The organism is Labrenzia sp. R5_0 (assembly GCF_017743835.1).
GTDB lineage: Bacteria > Pseudomonadota > Alphaproteobacteria > Rhizobiales > Stappiaceae > Roseibium > Roseibium algicola.
Window position 1 is genome coordinate 45,378 of record NZ_JAGHRK010000004.1, and the last position, 16,838, is coordinate 62,215.

At 60.8% G+C, this 16,838-nt stretch carries 19 protein-coding genes; 9 read left to right on the forward strand and 10 right to left on the reverse strand.

The window, feature by feature from the left end; all coding sequences use genetic code 11:
- Positions 1 to 2 precede the first annotated feature (2 nt).
- A complete protein-coding gene (locus tag J7447_RS20095; protein WP_023002325.1) occupies positions 3 to 941 on the reverse strand; it encodes a LysR family transcriptional regulator in 939 nt (312 codons plus the stop codon).
- Positions 942 to 1,091: 150 nt separating this feature from the next.
- On the opposite strand from J7447_RS20095, the gene J7447_RS20100 reads away from it, so the two are divergent.
- Genes J7447_RS20100 through J7447_RS20110 form a run of 3 tightly spaced genes read left to right on the forward strand, consistent with a single transcriptional unit; the run spans position 1,092 to position 3,738 of the window.
- Entirely contained in the window at positions 1,092 to 2,267 is a 1,176-nt protein-coding gene (locus J7447_RS20100; protein ID WP_209170711.1) for a cytochrome P450, read from the forward strand.
- 50 nt (positions 2,268 to 2,317) lie between these two features.
- Positions 2,318 to 2,641 (forward strand): 2Fe-2S iron-sulfur cluster-binding protein, encoded by a 324-nt coding sequence (locus J7447_RS20105; protein ID WP_152505005.1) that lies wholly within the window; start codon positions 2,318 to 2,320, stop codon positions 2,639 to 2,641.
- A 29-nt stretch (positions 2,642 to 2,670) separates the two neighbouring features.
- Positions 2,671 to 3,738: a TRAP transporter substrate-binding protein gene (locus J7447_RS20110; protein WP_235814946.1), complete on the forward strand. Its 1,068-nt coding sequence runs from the start codon at positions 2,671 to 2,673 to the stop codon at positions 3,736 to 3,738.
- A 160-nt stretch (positions 3,739 to 3,898) separates the two neighbouring features.
- Here the strand turns inward: J7447_RS20110 and J7447_RS20115 are convergent, their stop codons facing one another.
- The gene (locus tag J7447_RS20115; protein ID WP_023002329.1) at positions 3,899 to 4,642 is read right to left on the reverse strand and encodes a tellurite resistance TerB family protein; all 744 of its coding nucleotides are present in this window, start codon (positions 4,640 to 4,642) and stop codon (positions 3,899 to 3,901) included.
- A gap of 151 nt (positions 4,643 to 4,793) precedes the next feature.
- Between J7447_RS20115 and J7447_RS20120 the strand changes: the two genes are divergently transcribed.
- A complete protein-coding gene (locus tag J7447_RS20120; RefSeq protein ID WP_145903837.1) occupies positions 4,794 to 5,333 on the forward strand; it encodes a hypothetical protein in 540 nt (179 codons plus the stop codon).
- Positions 5,334 to 5,337: 4 nt separating this feature from the next.
- Here J7447_RS20120 and J7447_RS20125 read toward each other — a convergent pair whose 3' ends face one another.
- Positions 5,338 to 5,805, reverse strand: a complete 468-nt coding sequence (locus J7447_RS20125; RefSeq protein ID WP_023002331.1) for an Lrp/AsnC family transcriptional regulator — start codon at positions 5,803 to 5,805, stop codon at positions 5,338 to 5,340.
- 127 nt (positions 5,806 to 5,932) lie between these two features.
- On the opposite strand from J7447_RS20125, the gene hppD reads away from it, so the two are divergent.
- The gene (gene hppD, locus J7447_RS20130; protein ID WP_023002332.1) at positions 5,933 to 7,045 is read left to right on the forward strand and encodes a 4-hydroxyphenylpyruvate dioxygenase; all 1,113 of its coding nucleotides are present in this window, start codon (positions 5,933 to 5,935) and stop codon (positions 7,043 to 7,045) included.
- Positions 7,046 to 7,586: 541 nt separating this feature from the next.
- Here the strand turns inward: hppD and J7447_RS20135 are convergent.
- From J7447_RS20135 to rsmI, 4 genes are all read right to left on the reverse strand, one after another.
- Entirely contained in the window at positions 7,587 to 7,916 is a 330-nt protein-coding gene (locus tag J7447_RS20135) for an antibiotic biosynthesis monooxygenase (RefSeq protein WP_209170712.1), read from the reverse strand.
- Positions 7,917 to 8,013: 97 nt separating this feature from the next.
- A complete protein-coding gene (gshB, locus tag J7447_RS20140) occupies positions 8,014 to 8,958 on the reverse strand; it encodes a glutathione synthase (RefSeq protein WP_023002334.1) in 945 nt (314 codons plus the stop codon).
- Positions 8,959 to 9,327: 369 nt separating this feature from the next.
- Positions 9,328 to 9,732: a YraN family protein gene (locus J7447_RS20145; RefSeq protein WP_023002335.1), complete on the reverse strand. Its 405-nt coding sequence runs from the start codon at positions 9,730 to 9,732 to the stop codon at positions 9,328 to 9,330.
- Positions 9,732 to 10,646 (reverse strand): 16S rRNA (cytidine(1402)-2'-O)-methyltransferase, encoded by a 915-nt coding sequence (gene rsmI / locus J7447_RS20150; RefSeq protein WP_209170713.1) that lies wholly within the window; start codon positions 10,644 to 10,646, stop codon positions 9,732 to 9,734. Before rsmI ends, J7447_RS20145 begins: the two co-directional genes overlap by 1 nt.
- Before the next feature lie 189 nt (positions 10,647 to 10,835).
- On the opposite strand from rsmI, the gene J7447_RS20155 reads away from it, so the two are divergent.
- Both J7447_RS20155 and coaBC read left to right on the forward strand, forming a co-directional pair.
- Positions 10,836 to 12,059 carry a penicillin-binding protein activator gene (locus J7447_RS20155; protein WP_023014453.1) on the forward strand — a complete coding sequence of 408 codons (1,224 nt, stop codon included), beginning with the start codon at positions 10,836 to 10,838 and terminating at the stop codon, positions 12,057 to 12,059.
- A 36-nt stretch (positions 12,060 to 12,095) separates the two neighbouring features.
- A complete protein-coding gene (coaBC, locus tag J7447_RS20160) occupies positions 12,096 to 13,322 on the forward strand; it encodes a bifunctional phosphopantothenoylcysteine decarboxylase/phosphopantothenate--cysteine ligase CoaBC (protein WP_209170714.1) in 1,227 nt (408 codons plus the stop codon).
- 134 nt (positions 13,323 to 13,456) lie between these two features.
- Here coaBC and J7447_RS20165 read toward each other — a convergent pair whose 3' ends face one another.
- From J7447_RS20165 to J7447_RS20175, 3 genes are all read right to left on the reverse strand, one after another.
- Positions 13,457 to 14,245 (reverse strand): class III extradiol ring-cleavage dioxygenase, encoded by a 789-nt coding sequence (locus tag J7447_RS20165; RefSeq protein WP_152505011.1) that lies wholly within the window; start codon positions 14,243 to 14,245, stop codon positions 13,457 to 13,459.
- A gap of 226 nt (positions 14,246 to 14,471) precedes the next feature.
- Positions 14,472 to 15,053, reverse strand: coding sequence for an OmpA family protein (locus J7447_RS20170; RefSeq protein ID WP_023002341.1), 582 nt, complete (start codon positions 15,051 to 15,053; stop codon positions 14,472 to 14,474).
- 21 nt (positions 15,054 to 15,074) lie between these two features.
- Positions 15,075 to 15,494, reverse strand: a complete 420-nt coding sequence (locus J7447_RS20175) for a hypothetical protein (RefSeq protein WP_208992429.1) — start codon at positions 15,492 to 15,494, stop codon at positions 15,075 to 15,077.
- 175 nt (positions 15,495 to 15,669) lie between these two features.
- On the opposite strand from J7447_RS20175, the gene dut reads away from it, so the two are divergent.
- Together dut and J7447_RS20185 are read left to right on the forward strand one after the other, a co-directional pair.
- The gene (gene dut, locus J7447_RS20180; RefSeq protein ID WP_023002343.1) at positions 15,670 to 16,119 is read left to right on the forward strand and encodes a dUTP diphosphatase; all 450 of its coding nucleotides are present in this window, start codon (positions 15,670 to 15,672) and stop codon (positions 16,117 to 16,119) included.
- Complete coding sequence (locus J7447_RS20185; protein WP_205838620.1) at positions 16,119 to 16,775, forward strand: HAD family hydrolase; 657 nt, start codon at positions 16,119 to 16,121, stop codon at positions 16,773 to 16,775. Before dut ends, J7447_RS20185 begins: the two co-directional genes overlap by 1 nt.
- Positions 16,776 to 16,838 lie beyond the last annotated feature (63 nt).

Consider the following 16,838-nt stretch of genomic DNA (forward strand, 5'->3'; position numbering starts at 1 on the left):
TGTTACCGCGAGATACCCAGCCCGGAAGACGGATCATCCGCCTTCCGGGCGCGTGTGTTCAGCCGGTAGACCATGTCGCGCACCCACATGTGCAGCGGTGCGCGGTGGTTGAGCGTGGTCCACACGAGGCTGATCGTCACCGACGTTTCCACCGGGCAGGGAACCACATGAAGTCCATCCGCAACTGATCTGGACAACCGTTCCGGCACCGTGGCGACGAGGTTCGATCCCGCGACCAGACGCTCCAGCCCGGCCGGGCTCGGCACGCGCAAGGCGACTTTCAAGTCCTTGTTCATGCGCTCAAGCTCGATGATGTAGCGTGACCGCCATTGACCGCCGTAGGTGACGAGCACGTGGTCGAGATCCAGATAATCGTCCAGGCTCAGTGCCGCTCCGGCTTTCGGATGCTCCGGATCGAGCAGGCAGACGTAGCGATCCTGATAGAGGTCGCGCCTGTAGAAATGCGGGTCCGACCGTTCGAACGGACCAAGCAGGAGATCCGCCTCATTGCGCAGCAGGCGCTCGTGACCGATCCCCGACGCATCGATGATCTCCAGGTCCAGGTTGGGCGCTTCGCGCTTCAGAAAATGAACGATTTCCGGAATGATCAGCACGCGTTCATAGAAGTTGCAGGCGATGGTGAAGGTCTGAGCCGCCGTCTTCGGATCGAAGTCCGGCGGAGCGACCAGTTGCCGGAACTCGGCCGTCAACCGTTTGGCCTGATGGACGATATCTTCGCAGCGTTGTGTCGGCTGGAGCCGACGGGCCTGGCGGACGAACAGCGGATCCTGAAACACGTCCCGCAGCTTGTTGATCGTGTAGCTGACCGCTGACTGATTGACGCCGAGTTCTTCCGCCGCACGCGTGAACGAACGGAGCTGGTGCACCCAGACCAGAACCTGCAGCGCCCGAAAATCGACTTCCAACGGATCGCCCGGCATCGGCAATTTCCCCCCCGGATCCGGCAAGAACACTCGCCACGATTTGTAAAATCAAAAAATTCGATGGCAACTATAAAGTCAATCGTATTGCTTGATTTTATTCTGCCCGCTTAACCTGCCGTCAGTGCCGGATTTGGGAGGAGAAGGCAGATGGCGGTCGCACCTGTCGACGAATCGCTGACGCTTGCGGACCTGACGCGCGACCCCTATCCGATCTACAAGCGGATGCGGGCCGAAACGCCGATCGTTCAGGTTCCGGCGGCAAACCGTATCTTTCTGACCAAGGCGAAACACACCAAGATGGTGAAGGACGATCCCGAGCTTTACAGTTCGGACGATCCTGTCACACCGATGCGGCGCGCCTTTCTGGCCCACACGCTGATGCGCAAGGACGGCGAGGAACACCGGCGCGAGCGCATGGCCATGCAGCCGGCTTTCTCGCCCAAGGTCATCAAGACAGACTGGGCCGATCTCTACCGCAAGATTGCCGCGGAGTATCTCGACCGGCTGCCACGAGGCGAAACGGTGGACCTTTTCACCGACCTGTGCGGACCGGTGGCGGCACGGATCCTGGCTCACATCCTGGGTCTCGACGAAGTCGGCGACGCCGACATGCAGCGCTGGTCGCAGGTGCTGATCGACGGCGCCGGCAATTTCGGCTTCGCGGACGAACCGTTTGCCCGGTCCGATGCGGCCAATGCCGAAATGGATGCCGTGTTCGACAGCCTGATTGCCCGGCATCTGGCAGAGCCCAACAACTCCGCGTTCTCCGTCATGCTGAATGCCCGCGACCCGATCCCCAGAAGCCAGATATACGCCAACATCAAGATTGCCATCGGTGGCGGCATCAACGAGCCGCGCGATGCGCTGGCAACCATCATCTATGGCCTGCTGACCAATCCGGACCAGCTTGAGGAAGTGAAGCGGCAGGACGCCTGGGCGGATGCATTCGAGGAAGGTGTCCGCTGGGTCGCGCCGATCCAGGCGTCGTCTCGCCGGGCGACCCGGGACCTGGAAATCGACGGCATCGACATTCCCGAAGGCGTGACGCTGATGACCATCCAGGCCTCGGCCAATCGCGACGAGGATCTCTACGAGGACGGCGAAACCTTCAACGCCTTTCGAAAGAAAGCGCCGCATCAGGCCTTCGGCAGCGGCCCGCACCATTGTGCCGGCGCCCATATCTCGCGGCGGACTGTCGGGGAGATCATGCTGCCGATGCTGTTCGAACGGTTCCCCGGCATGACGCTGGACAAGCCCGAAGACGTTGTCTGGAGCGGTTTCGGTTTCCGTGGCCCCCTGAACCTGCCCGTCAAACTGAGCTGACAAAAAGAAACCAACCGGGCCGGATTAGAGCCGGCTGAAAGGAAAACCGCATGGTGCAGATCACCTTCGTCCAGCCGAACGGCAGCCGGAAGACCATAGAAGCGAGCGAAGGGGCGAGCGTCATGGAAACGGCTGTCAGCCACGGGGTCGATGGCATCTTTGCCGAATGCGGCGGCGCCATGATGTGCGCCACCTGCCATTGCTACGTGGACGAGGCGTGGAGCGACAAGACCGGCGCGCGCACGGACGGCGAGGAAATCATGCTGGAATGCGCGGCCGCCGACTTGCGCGAAACATCCCGCCTGTCCTGCCAGATCAGGCTGACCGGTGCGCTCGACGGACTGGTGGTGCATCTGCCGGACGAGCAGGCGTGAGGAAACCATTTCGAACAAGGGAGGAAACCATGTCGAAGTACCGGATGATGAGATCGGTGGCCGCAGGTGCGCTCACCGTGGGAGCGGTTGCCGTGGCCGCGCTTTCACTGAGCCTTACGGCGGGCCAGGCCGTGGCAGCGGAGGTCACGCTGCGGCTGCACCAGATGCTGCCGGCGCAAGCCAGTGTGCCGAAGAACATCCTTGAACCGTGGATGGCCAGGATCGAGGAAGAATCGGGCGGGCGGATCGAGTTCCAGCATTTCCCCGCCATGCAGCTTGGCGGCAAGCCGCCGGAACTGGTCGACCAGGCCATCGACGGCATCGCCGACATCGTCTGGACCTTGCCTGGCTATACGCCCGGCCGCTTTCCAAGGACGGAAGTCTTCGAACTGCCCTTCGTCATGACCAATGCCGAGGCCGTGTCGCGTGCCTTCTGGCAGTTGGCGGAAGAAACCATGCTGGACCAGGACTTCAAGGACATGAAGGTTCTGGGGCTCTGGGTGCATGGACCCGGGCTGATCCACTCCAAGGACCCGATCGACTCGCTCGACGACCTGAACGGCGTGAAGCTGCGGGCGCCGACGCGGGTGACCAACGACATGTTCAGTTCACTCGGGGCAACACCTGTCGGCATGCCTGTGCCGGCGGTTCCGGAAGCCCTGTCCAAGGGCGTTATCGATGCCACCGTGGTGCCGTGGGAGGTGACCGGCGCACTCAAGATCAACGAACTCGTCAGCAACCACACGGACTTCGGTGACGATGCTCTTTACACGGCAACCTTCGTGCTGGGCATGAACCGGGCGGCCTATGACGGACTGCCCGACGACCTGAAGGCGATCATCGACAAGAACTCCGGTCTTGAACTGTCCGGATTCGCAGGTGGCCAGATGCAGCGGGACGATGCCAAGCCTCGCGACGAAGCGATCGAGAAGGGCGCGACGATGATTGTCCTTCCACCGGAAGAAGTTGCCCGCTGGAAGGAAGCCTCGGCACCGACGATTGAAAAATGGGTGGCCGAAATGGACGAAAAAGGCATGGACGGCACAGGGCTTTACAATCGCGCCATCGAGCTGATCGAGGAGAACACAGGGAAATAGCCGGCCAGGGGTGGTGTGCGGCTCCCCCACAGGGCTGCGTGCCTTTAGGCTCGCTTCGCGGCTTGCCTTTTCGACGGCCGCGCGGCATGTGCCGGTTATTCAGGGCGTCCCGTGATCTGTGGTCACGGGACGCCCGATTTTCTTCACGCCGTTTTGCCGGTCATCCCGCCATCTGCGCTTCGCGAACGGCGTATTCGATCTCCTGAACGAGGCCGTCCTCCAGACCAAGCCGGGCAGCGAGCATCTGCAGGTAGGCCTTTTCCGCCGGGTGATCCGGATCGATGGCAAGACGCGACGCGGCGTAGATTTCGGCCGCAGTCTCCTCACAAGTTGCACTTGCCACGACCTTGTCCAGATCAAGCGGCGAGCGCAATTCGTCCATCAGGAACGCCTTCGCCTCGCTGTCCAGTCCGGCCTCGTCGATCTTGTCGAAAATCCGGTCCTGTTCGTCGCGATCAATATGACCGTCGGCCTTTGCGGCGGAGATCATTGCCGTCAGCAAAGCGATTGCGGCCTGATGTTCGCCGCCCGGATGCTCGCACGGATCGAAGGCGGTGCCGCGCGGTGCTTCCAGCGGGATCGGATCATCGGCCGGATACTGCGGGCGCGGCGCGTTCTGCTGGTTGGCCTTGTGGCCCTGGTAGGCCTTGTAGGCAAGGCCGGCAACCAGCGCGAGCCCGCCATAGGTGACTGCCTTCTTGCCGAGCTTGCGTCCGCTCTTGCTGCCAAGCATGAGACCGGCCAGGCTGCCGAGTGCCAGACCGCCGCCCTGGGACGACAGAAAATCCTTGCCCTGGGACAGGAGATCACCGGATCCGCCCTTGCGGGCAGTCCCGCGCTGGCCGGATTGACCACCGCCCTGGGTCCCCAGAAACTGATCCAGCAAGGATTTTGCGTCGAACATATTCGGCTCCTTAAAATTGCCGCGTGGAACGGCTTAAATCACGGTTGCACTATCAAATGGGATTTTCTGCAAGGGACGCAAGTTTGCGTTACACTCGGACACACTTCTCCAATCCACAAAGCTTGTCTTCCAGACAACAACGAGAACAATCTTGAACTTTCTCGCCTCAGTCCGCAGTCTTTCCCTGCGATGCTGCCTCATCGCCGGGACCTTGGGGAGCGGGAGTGCGCATGCCCTGTCGCTGAACGACGAGGCCGATACCTACCGCAAGATCTGGCAGGAGGATCTGCTGAGCGCCTATTCGCGCACGCTTGCCGATGCAGGCGAAAGCACGACCGGCAATCTTTATGCGTTCAACATCAAAGGCTGTTCGCGTGAAGACGCGCCCGGAAGCCTGCTGTACATCCATGCGATCCAGGACCGGGGCCAGCCGCGCGGCAGCGAGTTTCCGACCTATGTCTTCACCTCGGGAACAAGGCAGGACAAACCGGAACTCGCATTCAAGACCTTTGCGGGAAAACGGATCTATCTCTCCGACACGATCACCTGTGAACCGGAACGATGTCTTCTCTCCGGCAAGACCGGGTTTTCCGATGTCTGCCTGGCGGACCCATACGGCAACCCGGCACCGGATCTCAAAGGCCTGCGCAAGGATTTCTGGACCGATCTCATGGGCTGGCTGGGGCTTTGAGCGATCATTTCAGCGGCAGCAGATTGTCGTCCTTCAAGGTTTCCATGGCAATGGACGAGCGCACATGATGGACCGCCTCCTGAGGCAGTAGCTCGTCGTTGATGATGTGGCTGAGCGCCTTCAGGTCCGGCACCACGATCTTCAGCATGTAATCGACATCGCCGGTCAGCGTGTGGGCCTCCTGCACTTCCGGCATGGCGGTCACCATGTTGCGGAACTTGCGGGCGTTTTCCCTGGAATGCGCGCCAAGTGTCACGCCGACATAGGCCGTCACCATCAGACCCAGAGCTTCCGGATCCAGTGCCGCCCGATACCGGCGGATGATACCCGCTTCTTCCAGTTTCTGCCGCCGCCTGGAAACCTGGCTTGCGGACAGGCCGATCACGTCGCCAAGTTCGGCATTGGTGAGGGCGGCATTGTTCTGCAAGGCGGCGAGCAGCTTCACATCAAAGCCATCCAGTGCAATGGTCATGCGTCACTCCGAAATATCCTGCATGTTTCGTGCATCATCTTACGCGAAAACACGTGGATTGCACACACACTGCGCGCCCTTCACGGCATTCTGGCTGCAATGACCCGTTTTACCGAGGAGGACTTTCATGGGACCGTTCCCGCACGACGCGCCGCCGGCACAGATCACGTCTGAAAATCCGGCAGGGACCGATGGCTTCGAATTTGTCGAATTCGCCCATCCGGAACCGGAAAAGCTGGACGAACTGTTCCGCAAGATGGGCTACCTCCCCGTTGCAAAGCACAAGAGCAAGAACATCACGCTCTATCGCCAGGGTGACGTCACATACGTGCTGAATGCCGAACCGGGCAGCTTCGGCATGAAGTTCGTGGACACGCACGGCCCGTGCGCGCCTGCCATGGCCTGGCGCGTCGTCGATGCGCAAAAGGCGTTCGAGCATGCGGTTGCCAAAGGTGCGACGCCTTATGAAGGCGACGACAAGACCCTGGACGTTCCGGCAATTGTCGGCATCGGCGGCTCGCTGCTTTATTTCGTGGATACCTACGGCGCCAAAGGCTCGGCCTATTCCAGGGAATTCAACTGGCTGGGCGAGTTCGACCCGAAGCCGCAGGGCGTCGGTTTCTATTATCTCGACCACCTCACCCACAACGTCTATCGCGGCAACATGGACAAGTGGTGGGACTTCTATCGCGACCTGTTCAACTTCAAACAGATCCATTTCTTTGACATCGACGGGCGGATCACCGGTCTCGTCAGCCGTGCGATCACCAGCCCTTGCGGCAAGATTCGTATTCCGCTGAACGAATCCAAGGACGATACCAGCCAGATCGAGGAATACCTGAAGAAGTACAACGGCGAAGGCATCCAGCACATTGCTGTCGGCACGGACAACATCTACCAGAGCACGGACCTTCTGGCGGACAACGGCCTGAAATTCATGCCCGGCCCGCCGGAAACCTATTACGAGATGTCCCATGCCCGGGTGAACGGCCATGACGAGCCGATCGAGCGGATGAAGCGCCACGGCATCCTGATCGATGGTGAGGGTGTGATCGACGGCGGCATGACCAAGATCCTGCTGCAGATCTTCTCCAAGACCGTGATCGGCCCGATCTTCTTCGAGTTCATCCAGCGCAAGGGTGACGAAGGATTTGGTGAAGGCAATTTCCGCGCCCTGTTCGAATCGATCGAGGAAGACCAGATCCGCCGCGGCGTCATCAAGACTGAAGCAGCCGAATAATCCCACTTGCAGGTTGCTTCTGAAAGGCCGCTGTCCTTCGGGAAAGCGGCCTTTGTTTTGCCCTGCGGGCCAGATTATTCTTTTTCCGACGCAGCAAAGCCCGGACCCGGCTCAGGACTTGATCTTGTTTGCACGGCCCGAAGGAGTGGCCGCCCTGCCAAGCGACATGCCCCAGGGGAACACGAAAAGTCACGCCATTTCCGGGTGTTGCGCCTCGCTGACAGCGCGATCCGGGGTTTCAGCGGGTATCAATGGAAAAAAATCTTGAGCGTCCTTGGCCCGATTAATCCCGTCTTTTCAATACGATAACGACAGCCTGAAGTAGAAACTTGAAAAATTTCACGTGAATCACGTTTTTCCAAGGAACGATTCCATGTGGAACGGGTTTTACATACAGAGGCTGCCGAGTAGGCCCTCTGTTGCATTGTCTAAGCACAAACTCTTTATACCTCCGCACCCCCATGCGGAGGTTTTTTTTGCCTTGGCGCGGGCTGTGCGCGCGACCTCCGCATGCGGGTATTCCCGTTCGTACCGTCAGACATCAGACAGCGTTCATGTTCGCCATGACCGCCTTTGCACCGATTTGCTTCAGGAAGGCCTGCGGGTCGAACGCGACCTTGCGGTATTCATCGGCAATCCGGGCTTTTGCCTCCAGAAAGACCTCTTCGTTCTGCCATTCGACAAAGGTGACGAATTTTGCCATCCCCTCGCCGGAAGGCTGCTCAAGCACAAGGTTCTGGCGGCACCCTTCAATGTTCTGAAGCAGGCCGCGAATGACATTGAGCCGTTCCAGTAGAACCTCTCGCGCCTCGAGCGGCACTTCAAAGCGGTCTACGCGGTAGATAGGCCGGGATTCCGTGTCCGATTTCATGCTTTTCTCCTTGGGATTTGAAAGGAGAGAAAGCTCTACAACCTCAACTTAAATTGAGGTCAAGCGGATATTCGAACTGGCTGGCGGGAAGGGCTGCTCAGCCCTTCACCTTCGCTTCCAGCACGTCCCAGACCATGCCAGCCACATCCGGTCCGCCGAGATTGCGGATGGCGCGGATGCCTGTGGGGGCGGTGACGTTGATTTCTGTCAGGTTGCCGTCGATGACATCAATCCCCACCAGGATCAGGCCCTTCTCCTTCAGCGAAGGCCCGAGGCGCGCACAGATCTCGCGTTCGCGCTCGGTCAACTCACTGTCGGTCGGCGCACCGCCCCGCACCATGTTGGAGCGCAGGTCGCCCGCGGCCGGAACGCGGTTGACCGCGCCGGCGAACTGGCCATCAACCAACAGGATGCGCTTGTCGCCGTGCTTCACATTGGGCAGGAACTGCTGAATGACCCAGGGCTCGCGGAAGGTCGCGGCAAAGAAGTCGTAGAGCGAACCGTAGTTGAGGTCATCCTGGGTGATGCGGAAGACAGCCGCGCCACCATGGCCGAACAGCGGCTTCATGACGATGTCGCCGTATTCCTTCCGGAACAGATCGATTTCCGACTTGTCCTTGGTGATCAGGGTCGGCGGCATCAGGTCGGCGAATTCGGTCACGAACAGCTTTTCCGGCGCGTTGCGAACGGCTGCAGGATCGTTGACCACCAGAGTGTCCGGATGGATCTTTTCCAGAATATGGGTCGCGGCGATGTAGGAGAGGTCAAACGGCGGATCCTGGCGCATCAGCACCACGTCCATCTCGCGCATGTTGAACCGGCTCTTTTCACCCAATGTGAAGTGATCACCCTTCACATCGCGCACTTCGATCGGCTCCAGTGCGCAGAACACTTCGTCACCGCGCATCGCCAGACGGTCGGGCGTGTAGTGATAAAGTTCATGTCCGCGAGACTGTGCTTCCAGCATCATTGCGAAGGCGCTGTCGCCGGCAATGTTGATGGACGAAACATGGTCCATCTGGACCGCAACTTTCAAAGCCATGAGGCAACTCCCGGCGGGCGGCGCCGCTTGAGCGCCTTTGGGATTTTCAGAACGATTGGTCCAGATATGCGGTGCGCAGTCGGCTTTGTCCAGAGGGGGAGGTCAGAAGGATCCGAGTTCGGTTCCTGTGGCTCCGGGCACCGGCAAATGAGGTGAAGTCTCTCGGCCATAGTCAGCGTCACCCCGGCGACCGACGGGAGACCCGGGGCCTGCTCGTTTCAAGAGTGCTCGCAAGGTGGCGCAAACATCCGGGGCATTGAGACCACTGTGAGCAAGCAGGGCAGCGAGCACGCCCCGGATCCGCGCTGCGCTCGTCCGGCGTGACGCCGAAGGTGAATTTTCTCGGCAGCCAAAAAATTGCGCCCCGAACTACTCCCAGGCCTGAAACGCATTCACGATCCGCTCGGGCAAGGCGCGGGGCCGGACGACGATAATATCGAAGCGCAGGGTGAAGAACCCGGCCTTCGGGTGTTCCGTGACGAAGATCTTCGCGGCACGCGAGATGCGCTTCTGGCTGGCGGGCGTGACGGCTTCCAGCGCCGCCTGCCGCGATTTGCGGGCCTTGACCTCAATGAAGGCGACTGTCTTGCGCCGCTTGGCGATGAGATCAATCTCGCCAGCCTTTGTCTTGTAGCGGCGCTTGAGAATGCGCCAGCCGGTGAGGCGCAGGTACCAGGCGGCAAGGGTTTCGGCAGAAAGGCCCAGGGCATGTGCCCGGCGGCGGCGATCGGTTTCTGCCGGTTGCCTTCCGGCTCCGCCGGGACGACGTGCCATCAGGCGTCGTCCGCCTTCAGTTCCAGCGCGCGTTTATAGACCTCGTTGCGGTCAAGCCCCGTCGCTTTCGAGATTTTCTTGGCCGCGGCACTGACCGGCATTTCGGTGAGCGCCTCACTCAGCAAGGCATCCAGATCGTCCACCTCGGCTTCCGGCTTGTCTTCCGGCGGCCCGACAAGAATGACGATTTCACCCTTGACCTGCCGGCCCTCGAACCGGGTGCTCAGGTCTTCCAGAGTGCCACGCTCGAAGGTTTCGAACCGCTTGGTCAGCTCGCGCGCGACTACGGCTTCGCGGCCGGGGCCGAGCAGTTCCGCCATCAGCGCCAGGGTCGCGGCGGTGCGATGGGGAGATTCAAAGAAAATCAGCGTCGAAGGCACCTTGGCCAGCTCTTCCAGCCGTCGGGTCTTCGGGCCTCCCTTTTGAGGCAGGAAGCCGGCGAAAAGCACCGTATCGCTCGGCAGACCCGCGGCGACAAGGCCAGCCAGCGGTGCCGACGCACCGGGGATCGGGATGACTTTATGCCCTTCTGCGACCACATCACGCACCAGACGGTAGCCCGGGTCGGAAACAAGGGGCGTGCCAGCATCGGACACCAGCGCCACGGCGCGGCCTTCCGCCAGAGCTTCCAGGATCTTCGGCCGCTGCTTGTCGGCATTGTGTTCGTGATACGGGAGAAGCGGCGTTTTCAGCGAAAACCGCTGGGTGAGCGTTGCCGTGACCCGCGTATCCTCGCAAGCGATTACGCTTGCTGCAGCAAGCGTTTCCAGGGCCCTGACGGTAATATCGCCGAGGTTGCCGATCGGCGTGGACACGATGTAGAGCGCGGGTTCCAGATTGGGTGCAGTGAAGACATTTTCGGAGAGGCTGTAGCGGTTCTTGTCCGCAGCCGGCCCGGCTGTTTCCTTGACCATGTTGCCTTTCCTCTTGTCCGCCGCGAATTGCAGCATCGGCCCCGTTTGCGCCCTTGCGCTAGCCTTTCAATACAACCGATGCAAGGCAAATCCACCGTTGATCGGGCCGATATGCCATTGAAAGGCCACTAAATCTTTACAGGCCTGTAGCGAATACGTAAGTCTTTCCCAAAGGGTGAACCAACAAATATGGCAAGTGCAAGACGGGGCGACATCGTGCAACAGCACAGACGTGTTTTCTTGAAAACGGCGCTGGCTGGAGCCAGCACGATGTTGCTGGGTGGCTGCATGGGGTCCACGCTCGGCTCTCTTCCGGGTGACCAGATCCAGCCAAGTGCCCAGCCGCAACCGACTGGTGAAATCATCGGCACGGGCGGGGTGCGCATCGGATTGCTGCTGCCATTGGCAAGTTCCGACGGCAATGCCTCCATCGGTACGGTTTTCAAGAACGCCGCCTCACTGGCGCTGCAGAACTTCCCGAGCGCGGATGTGCAGTTGCTGGTGAAAGATACCGGCGGCACGTCCGAAGGCGGACGCGCGGCAGCGCAGGCTGCCATTTCGGAAGGCGCGGAACTGATCCTTGGCCCGGTGTTCTCACCTGCGGTATCCGGCGCTGCGCAGGCTGCGCGGGCAACCGGCGTTCCGGTCATTGCCTTCTCTACCGACACCTCCGTCGCATCCCGGGGCGTCTATCTGCTCAGCTTCCTGCCGGAAAGCGACGTGAAACGGGTCGTCGGCTATGCCAACAGCCAGAAGAGACATTCCTATACCGCCCTGATCCCCGAAGGCTCCTATGGTGCCATCGTCGAGGCGGCGTTCCGCCAGGAAGTCGGCCGCGGAGCAGGCAGGATCGCATCGATCCAGCGCTATTCCATGAACGGATCGGACACATCCGATCTTGTTGCCAAGACTACGGCGCTGAAATCGGTTCTGAACAATGCAGACGCCCTGTTCGTACCGGCCGGGGGCGGTGTGCCGGCAGTTGTCGTGCAGACCCTGGTCAGCCAGGGCGCCAATCTGGGCAATGTGAAATTGCTCGGGACCGGACAGTGGGACTCTCCCCAGGTCAAGAACAACCCGGTGCTTGCGGGTGCCTGGTTCGCCGGGCCGGAGGACAAGGGTTTCCTGGCCTTTGCCCAACGCTACCAGAGCATCTATGGCTCCGCGCCGCCGCGCAATGCCAGCCTGGTCTATGACGGTGTCACGCTGGCCGCGGGCCTGATCCGCTCCGCCGGACAGCAGCGCTTCCAGCAGAACATCATCACCAACCGCGATGGCTTCATCGGCATTGACGGATTGTTCCGCTTCCAATCCAATGGCCTCAACCAGCGGGGCCTTGCCGTCTACCAGATCACCGGGCAGGGCACACAGGTGATTTCTCCGGCACCACGGGATTTCCGCACCGGATTCTGATCTTATCCGCCGACACCCTAGGAGTGCTGAGTTAAGATGCTGAGCGGCAAACAGATCGTCCTGATCATCAGCGGCGGTATCGCTGCCTACAAGTCCCTTGACCTGATCCGCAGGCTGAAGGAACGCGGCGCCCGGGTGATCCCGGTGATGACGAAAGGCGCGCAAGAATTCATCACGCCTCTGGCTGCCGGGGCTCTGGCCGCGGAAACCGTCTTCACCAACCTGTTCGACCGGCAGGCCGAGCACGACGTCGGCCACATCCGCCTGGCCCGCGACCACGACCTGATCCTGATTGCGCCCGCCACCGCCGATCTGATGGCCAAGATGGCCCACGGGATTGCCGACGATCTGGCGACAGCCGTGCTGCTTGCAACCGACAAGCCTGTTCTGGTTGCCCCTGCCATGAACCCGAAGATGTGGCAGCATGAGGCGACCAAGCGGAACCGGACGATACTCAAGGCGCGTGGCATTGCCTTTTGCGGCCCAGCATCCGGCGAAATGGCGGAAAGGGGCGAAGCCGGCACCGGCCGGATGAGCGAGCCGCTGGAGATCGTGGCAGCTGCCGAGGCCGTGCTGCGGGAAGAGGCGATCCGGGCCGGCAGTCTGCCGCTTGCCGGAAAACATGTTCTGATCACCTCAGGCCCGACCCATGAGCCGATCGACCCCGTCCGCTACATTGCCAACCGGTCTTCCGGCAAGCAGGGCCATGCGCTGGCCCGCGCCGCCTATGAAGCGGGCGCTCGGGTAACGCTGGTGTCCGGCCCGGTAACACTGCCGGATCCGGCCAATATCCATGTCATCCACGTGGAGTCCGCTTCCGCGATGCTAAAGGCGGTGGAAGGCAATCTGCCGGCGGATATCGCCATCATGGCCGCCGCCGTCGCCGACTGGCGTGTCGCGAGCGAGGGGGCCCAGAAGATCAAGAAGGATGGCACCGGCAAACCGCCCGCGCTGGAGCTGACGGAAAACCCTGACATTCTGGCGACTGTCGGTCATCATCCGGACCTGAGGCCAAAGTTGCTGATCGGCTTTGCCGCCGAGACGCAAAACCTGATCGACAATGCCCGTGGCAAGCTGGAACGCAAGAAGGCCGACTGGATCATCGCGAACGACGTCAGTCCGCAGACAGGCATCATGGGCGGCGACGCCAACACCATTCGCGTCGTCAGCCGTGACGGCGTCGAAGACTGGCCGGAAATGGACAAGGGTGAGGTAGCCCGCAGGATCATCGCCCGCGCAGCCGAGGCGCTCGGCTCGGACTGAGCTGAGCCAAACAATTTCACAAACGTACGCGATGAAGGACGGGTGCTTCTGACCGGCAGCTTTCTGCCTTGTTTCACCGAAACCGTTCTGCAGGCCTGCGCCCCTGCCGGAGCAGGGGCGGTCGATGGGGCTGGTCAGGCTGCGAAGCGGAAGTAGCTCATGCTGATGGAGCCGTACTCGTAGCTTCTATGGAGAAGCTGGGCCTTTGCATCCGTTCCGCCTGCGCCAAAGGCGAAGAACAGCGGCAGAAGGTGCTCGTCCGTCGGGTGATTGCGGCGAAAGTTCGGAGCGCTCTGGATATCGTCGAAATATCCGATCGATCCGGACTTGAGGCCATCGTCCAGCCAGCGGTCGAAATCAGACGCCCACACAGGCGTTGGCGAGCCTTGCGGCCCGAATTCACGCAGGTTGTGCGTGGTGCTGCCGGACCCTGCCAGCAACACGCCCTTGTCCTTGAGCGGTGCCAGCGCCTGGCCGAGCGCATAGACGGATGCGGGCGTGCTGCCGTGCGGTAGAGACATCGCCACGACCGGAATGTCGGCATCCGGATAGGCAAGCGACAGCGGCACCCAGGCCCCGTGATCAAGCCCCCAATGACTGTCGAGTTCCACATCGTGGCCGGCAGCTTCCAGGAGGCGTGCCGCTTCGTCGACGTGATCCACATCGGCCTTTGCGGGATAGGAGATCTCGTAGAGCGGGCGCGGGAAGCCGCGGAAGTCATGATAGGTCCGCAGCGGTCCCGGCGCCGACAGCTTCAAACCGTCTGTTTCCCAATGCGCGGACAGGATCAGAATTGCCTTGGGGCGTGGCTGGCTTGCGGCAAAACTCTTCAGGAACCGGCTGGCAGCGGTGTCTTCAAGTGCCAGGGTTGGCGCACCGTGAGCAAAAAAGACGGGCGAAATACGGTTTGGTGTAGCCGACATGGGACCACTCCTCGGGAGAATTGTTTCTACCCGAGAAGATAAGCTATTCGACCGGAAGGATTAGACCAGAAAGGGAAGAAGGCTCGTTCGACACATGTGAACAATCCCTGCCTTCGATTTCCACTGTTCAGTCATACCGCTTCCGCTTACGGGAGAGGTATGTGTCCTTGCTTGCCGGTATCAGGCGGGCTTCAGAACGCCTGGCCCAAACCCGCCCGAGCGGCCCTTACCTGTAACCCAGGTTGATCAGCTGAACGCGCCGGTTGATGGCGGCATCCGGCTTGGACGGATCGCGCAGCTGTTCCTCACCCAGGCCCACAGCGAACAGATAGTCGCCCGGTACGCGGAATGTGGTCACCAGTGCTTCACGTACCGCCTGCGCCCGTTTCAGCGAAAGTTCCAGGTTATATTCGCGTGCACCCTTTGCATCCGTGTGACCGACGATGAAGAAAGTCTGCCCCTGCAGATAAGGCGTGTGCAGGGCATCCGCGATCAGGCCAACGGTTTCATAGGATTCCGGGCGAATGCGCGCGCTGTCGAAATCGAACGTGATTTCCACGTTGAACTGGCGCAGAGAGGCCAGCTTGTCGGCAAGCGGCAAGGTGTTGGGAGCGTTTGCACCCGGATATTTCTGGATATTTTCCAGCGCTGCCTTCTGCAGTTCATCGGCCGTAAGATCGACCTTCTGCTGGGCCCCCTGCAGGGAGTTGATGATCTCGTTGCGGCTCAGCTTGGTCTGGGCTGCAAGGCCCGAAGCGGACACGGCGAGAAAGGCGGCCGACAAACCGGCCAGAAGTATCTTGTTCATGAAAAATCTCCCGGTGCCGAGTTAGCGGTAGCCGGCCAGGTCAATGGCCGTGTTGCATTTTTCGCTGACGGAAGGCTGGGCCTTCAGCAGGCAGCGCAGAAGATGGCCCGCACCGGCCTTGACGCCCTTGCAATATTGCGCGGCATCGCGCTGGCACAGTTTGGGCGCTTCCGCCTGGGCCGCCAGCCGTGCCTGAATGAGCGAAGTCACGACCAGACGGTCGGCGTTGCACTTTTCCGAAACCTTGGACTGATTCTGTTCAAGACACTGGGTGATGCCGTTGTTGGCCAGTGTCGCGGACTTGCAATAGGATTCGATGTCCTTGCCACAGCTGGCGGCCAGGATCTTGATGGCGTCGGCATAGCCGACGGTCTGGGCGAAGGCAGCCGGTGCAGCGACCAGCATCAACCCGGTGGTAAATGCAAAAATCAATCGTCTCATGTTGCCAATCTCCCAATCGCTGGCACGTTACGATGCGTCAGAGTGTTTCAGGTGAGGATTACGACTTCAAGTAGATATCTGATTTTCATGCGAAGTTTCGTGAATGCCCGCCAGCCTTGACACGGACCGGCGAATATCGTCACTCGCCAGCAACGCTCACTGCCGGACACTTTCAATGCCTGTTACCCTGGAACTGAAGCGACTGGAGCACGGTCGCGATCTGCCACTGCCCGCCTATCAGTCGGTGCTGGCCGCCGGACTTGACCTTCTGGCAGCCGTTGACGGCAAGATAACCCTTGCACCTGGTGCCCGTGCCCTGGTGCCAACTGGTCTTGCCATGGCTCTGCCCGCCGGCTTTGAGGCTCAGGTTCGCCCCCGGTCAGGCCTTGCCGCCAAACATGGCGTCACCGTCTTGAACACGCCGGGCACCATTGATGCCGACTACCGCGGCGAGGTGAAGGTGATCCTGATCAATCTCGGTGACGACCCCTTCGAGATTTCACGGGGAGACCGGATCGCCCAGATGGTGATTGCACCTGTTCTGCAGGCGGACATTGTCGAAGTCGAGGTTCTCTCGGAGACCGAGCGCGGGTCCGGCGGTTTCGGTTCGACTGGCCGCGCGTGATGTCCGAGCTGATCATATTCGATTGCGACGGCGTTCTGGTCGATACGGAACGCATGGCCAACGCCAACATGGCCGCGATCATCAGCGAGCTTGGCGTTCCGATGACCGGGCCGGATTGTCAGCGCAGGTTCATGGGACGGACACTGGAAGACGTCCAGTCCATGATCGAAGAGCTGACAGGTCAGGTGTTGCCTGCCGACTGGCCGGACCAGGTTCGGCTGCGCGATCTGGAGAGCTTCAAGGCGGGTGTTCCGGCGATCGAAGGCGTCGCCGGCGTGCTGGACGAACTCGACCGGCGCGACGTCGCCTATTGCGTCGGGTCTTCCGGCAAATATGAAAAGATGCGCACAACGCTCGGCAGTTCCGGTCTGCTGCCCCGGCTGGAAGGCCGGCTGTTTTCCGCACAGGACTGCGAGCGCGGCAAGCCCGCGCCGGATGTCTTCCTGCTGGCAGCACGCACCATGGGCCACGCCCCGGAAAACTGTACGGTTATCGAGGACAGCCTGCCCGGCGTTCTGGCAGCCCGGGCAGCGGGCATGGGCGTCTATGCCTTTGTCGAGGATCCCGCCTGCGACCGCGAGGCCATGCAGGGCGCCGGGGCCGTCCTGTTCGAGGCAATGGCGGATCTGCCGGACCTGCTCTTTTCCAAGACCTGAAGCTTTTCTGGAAAAAGGTTTTACCCGCAGGATCGCAAAGGTGCTTTCGGCCCCTTATAACTT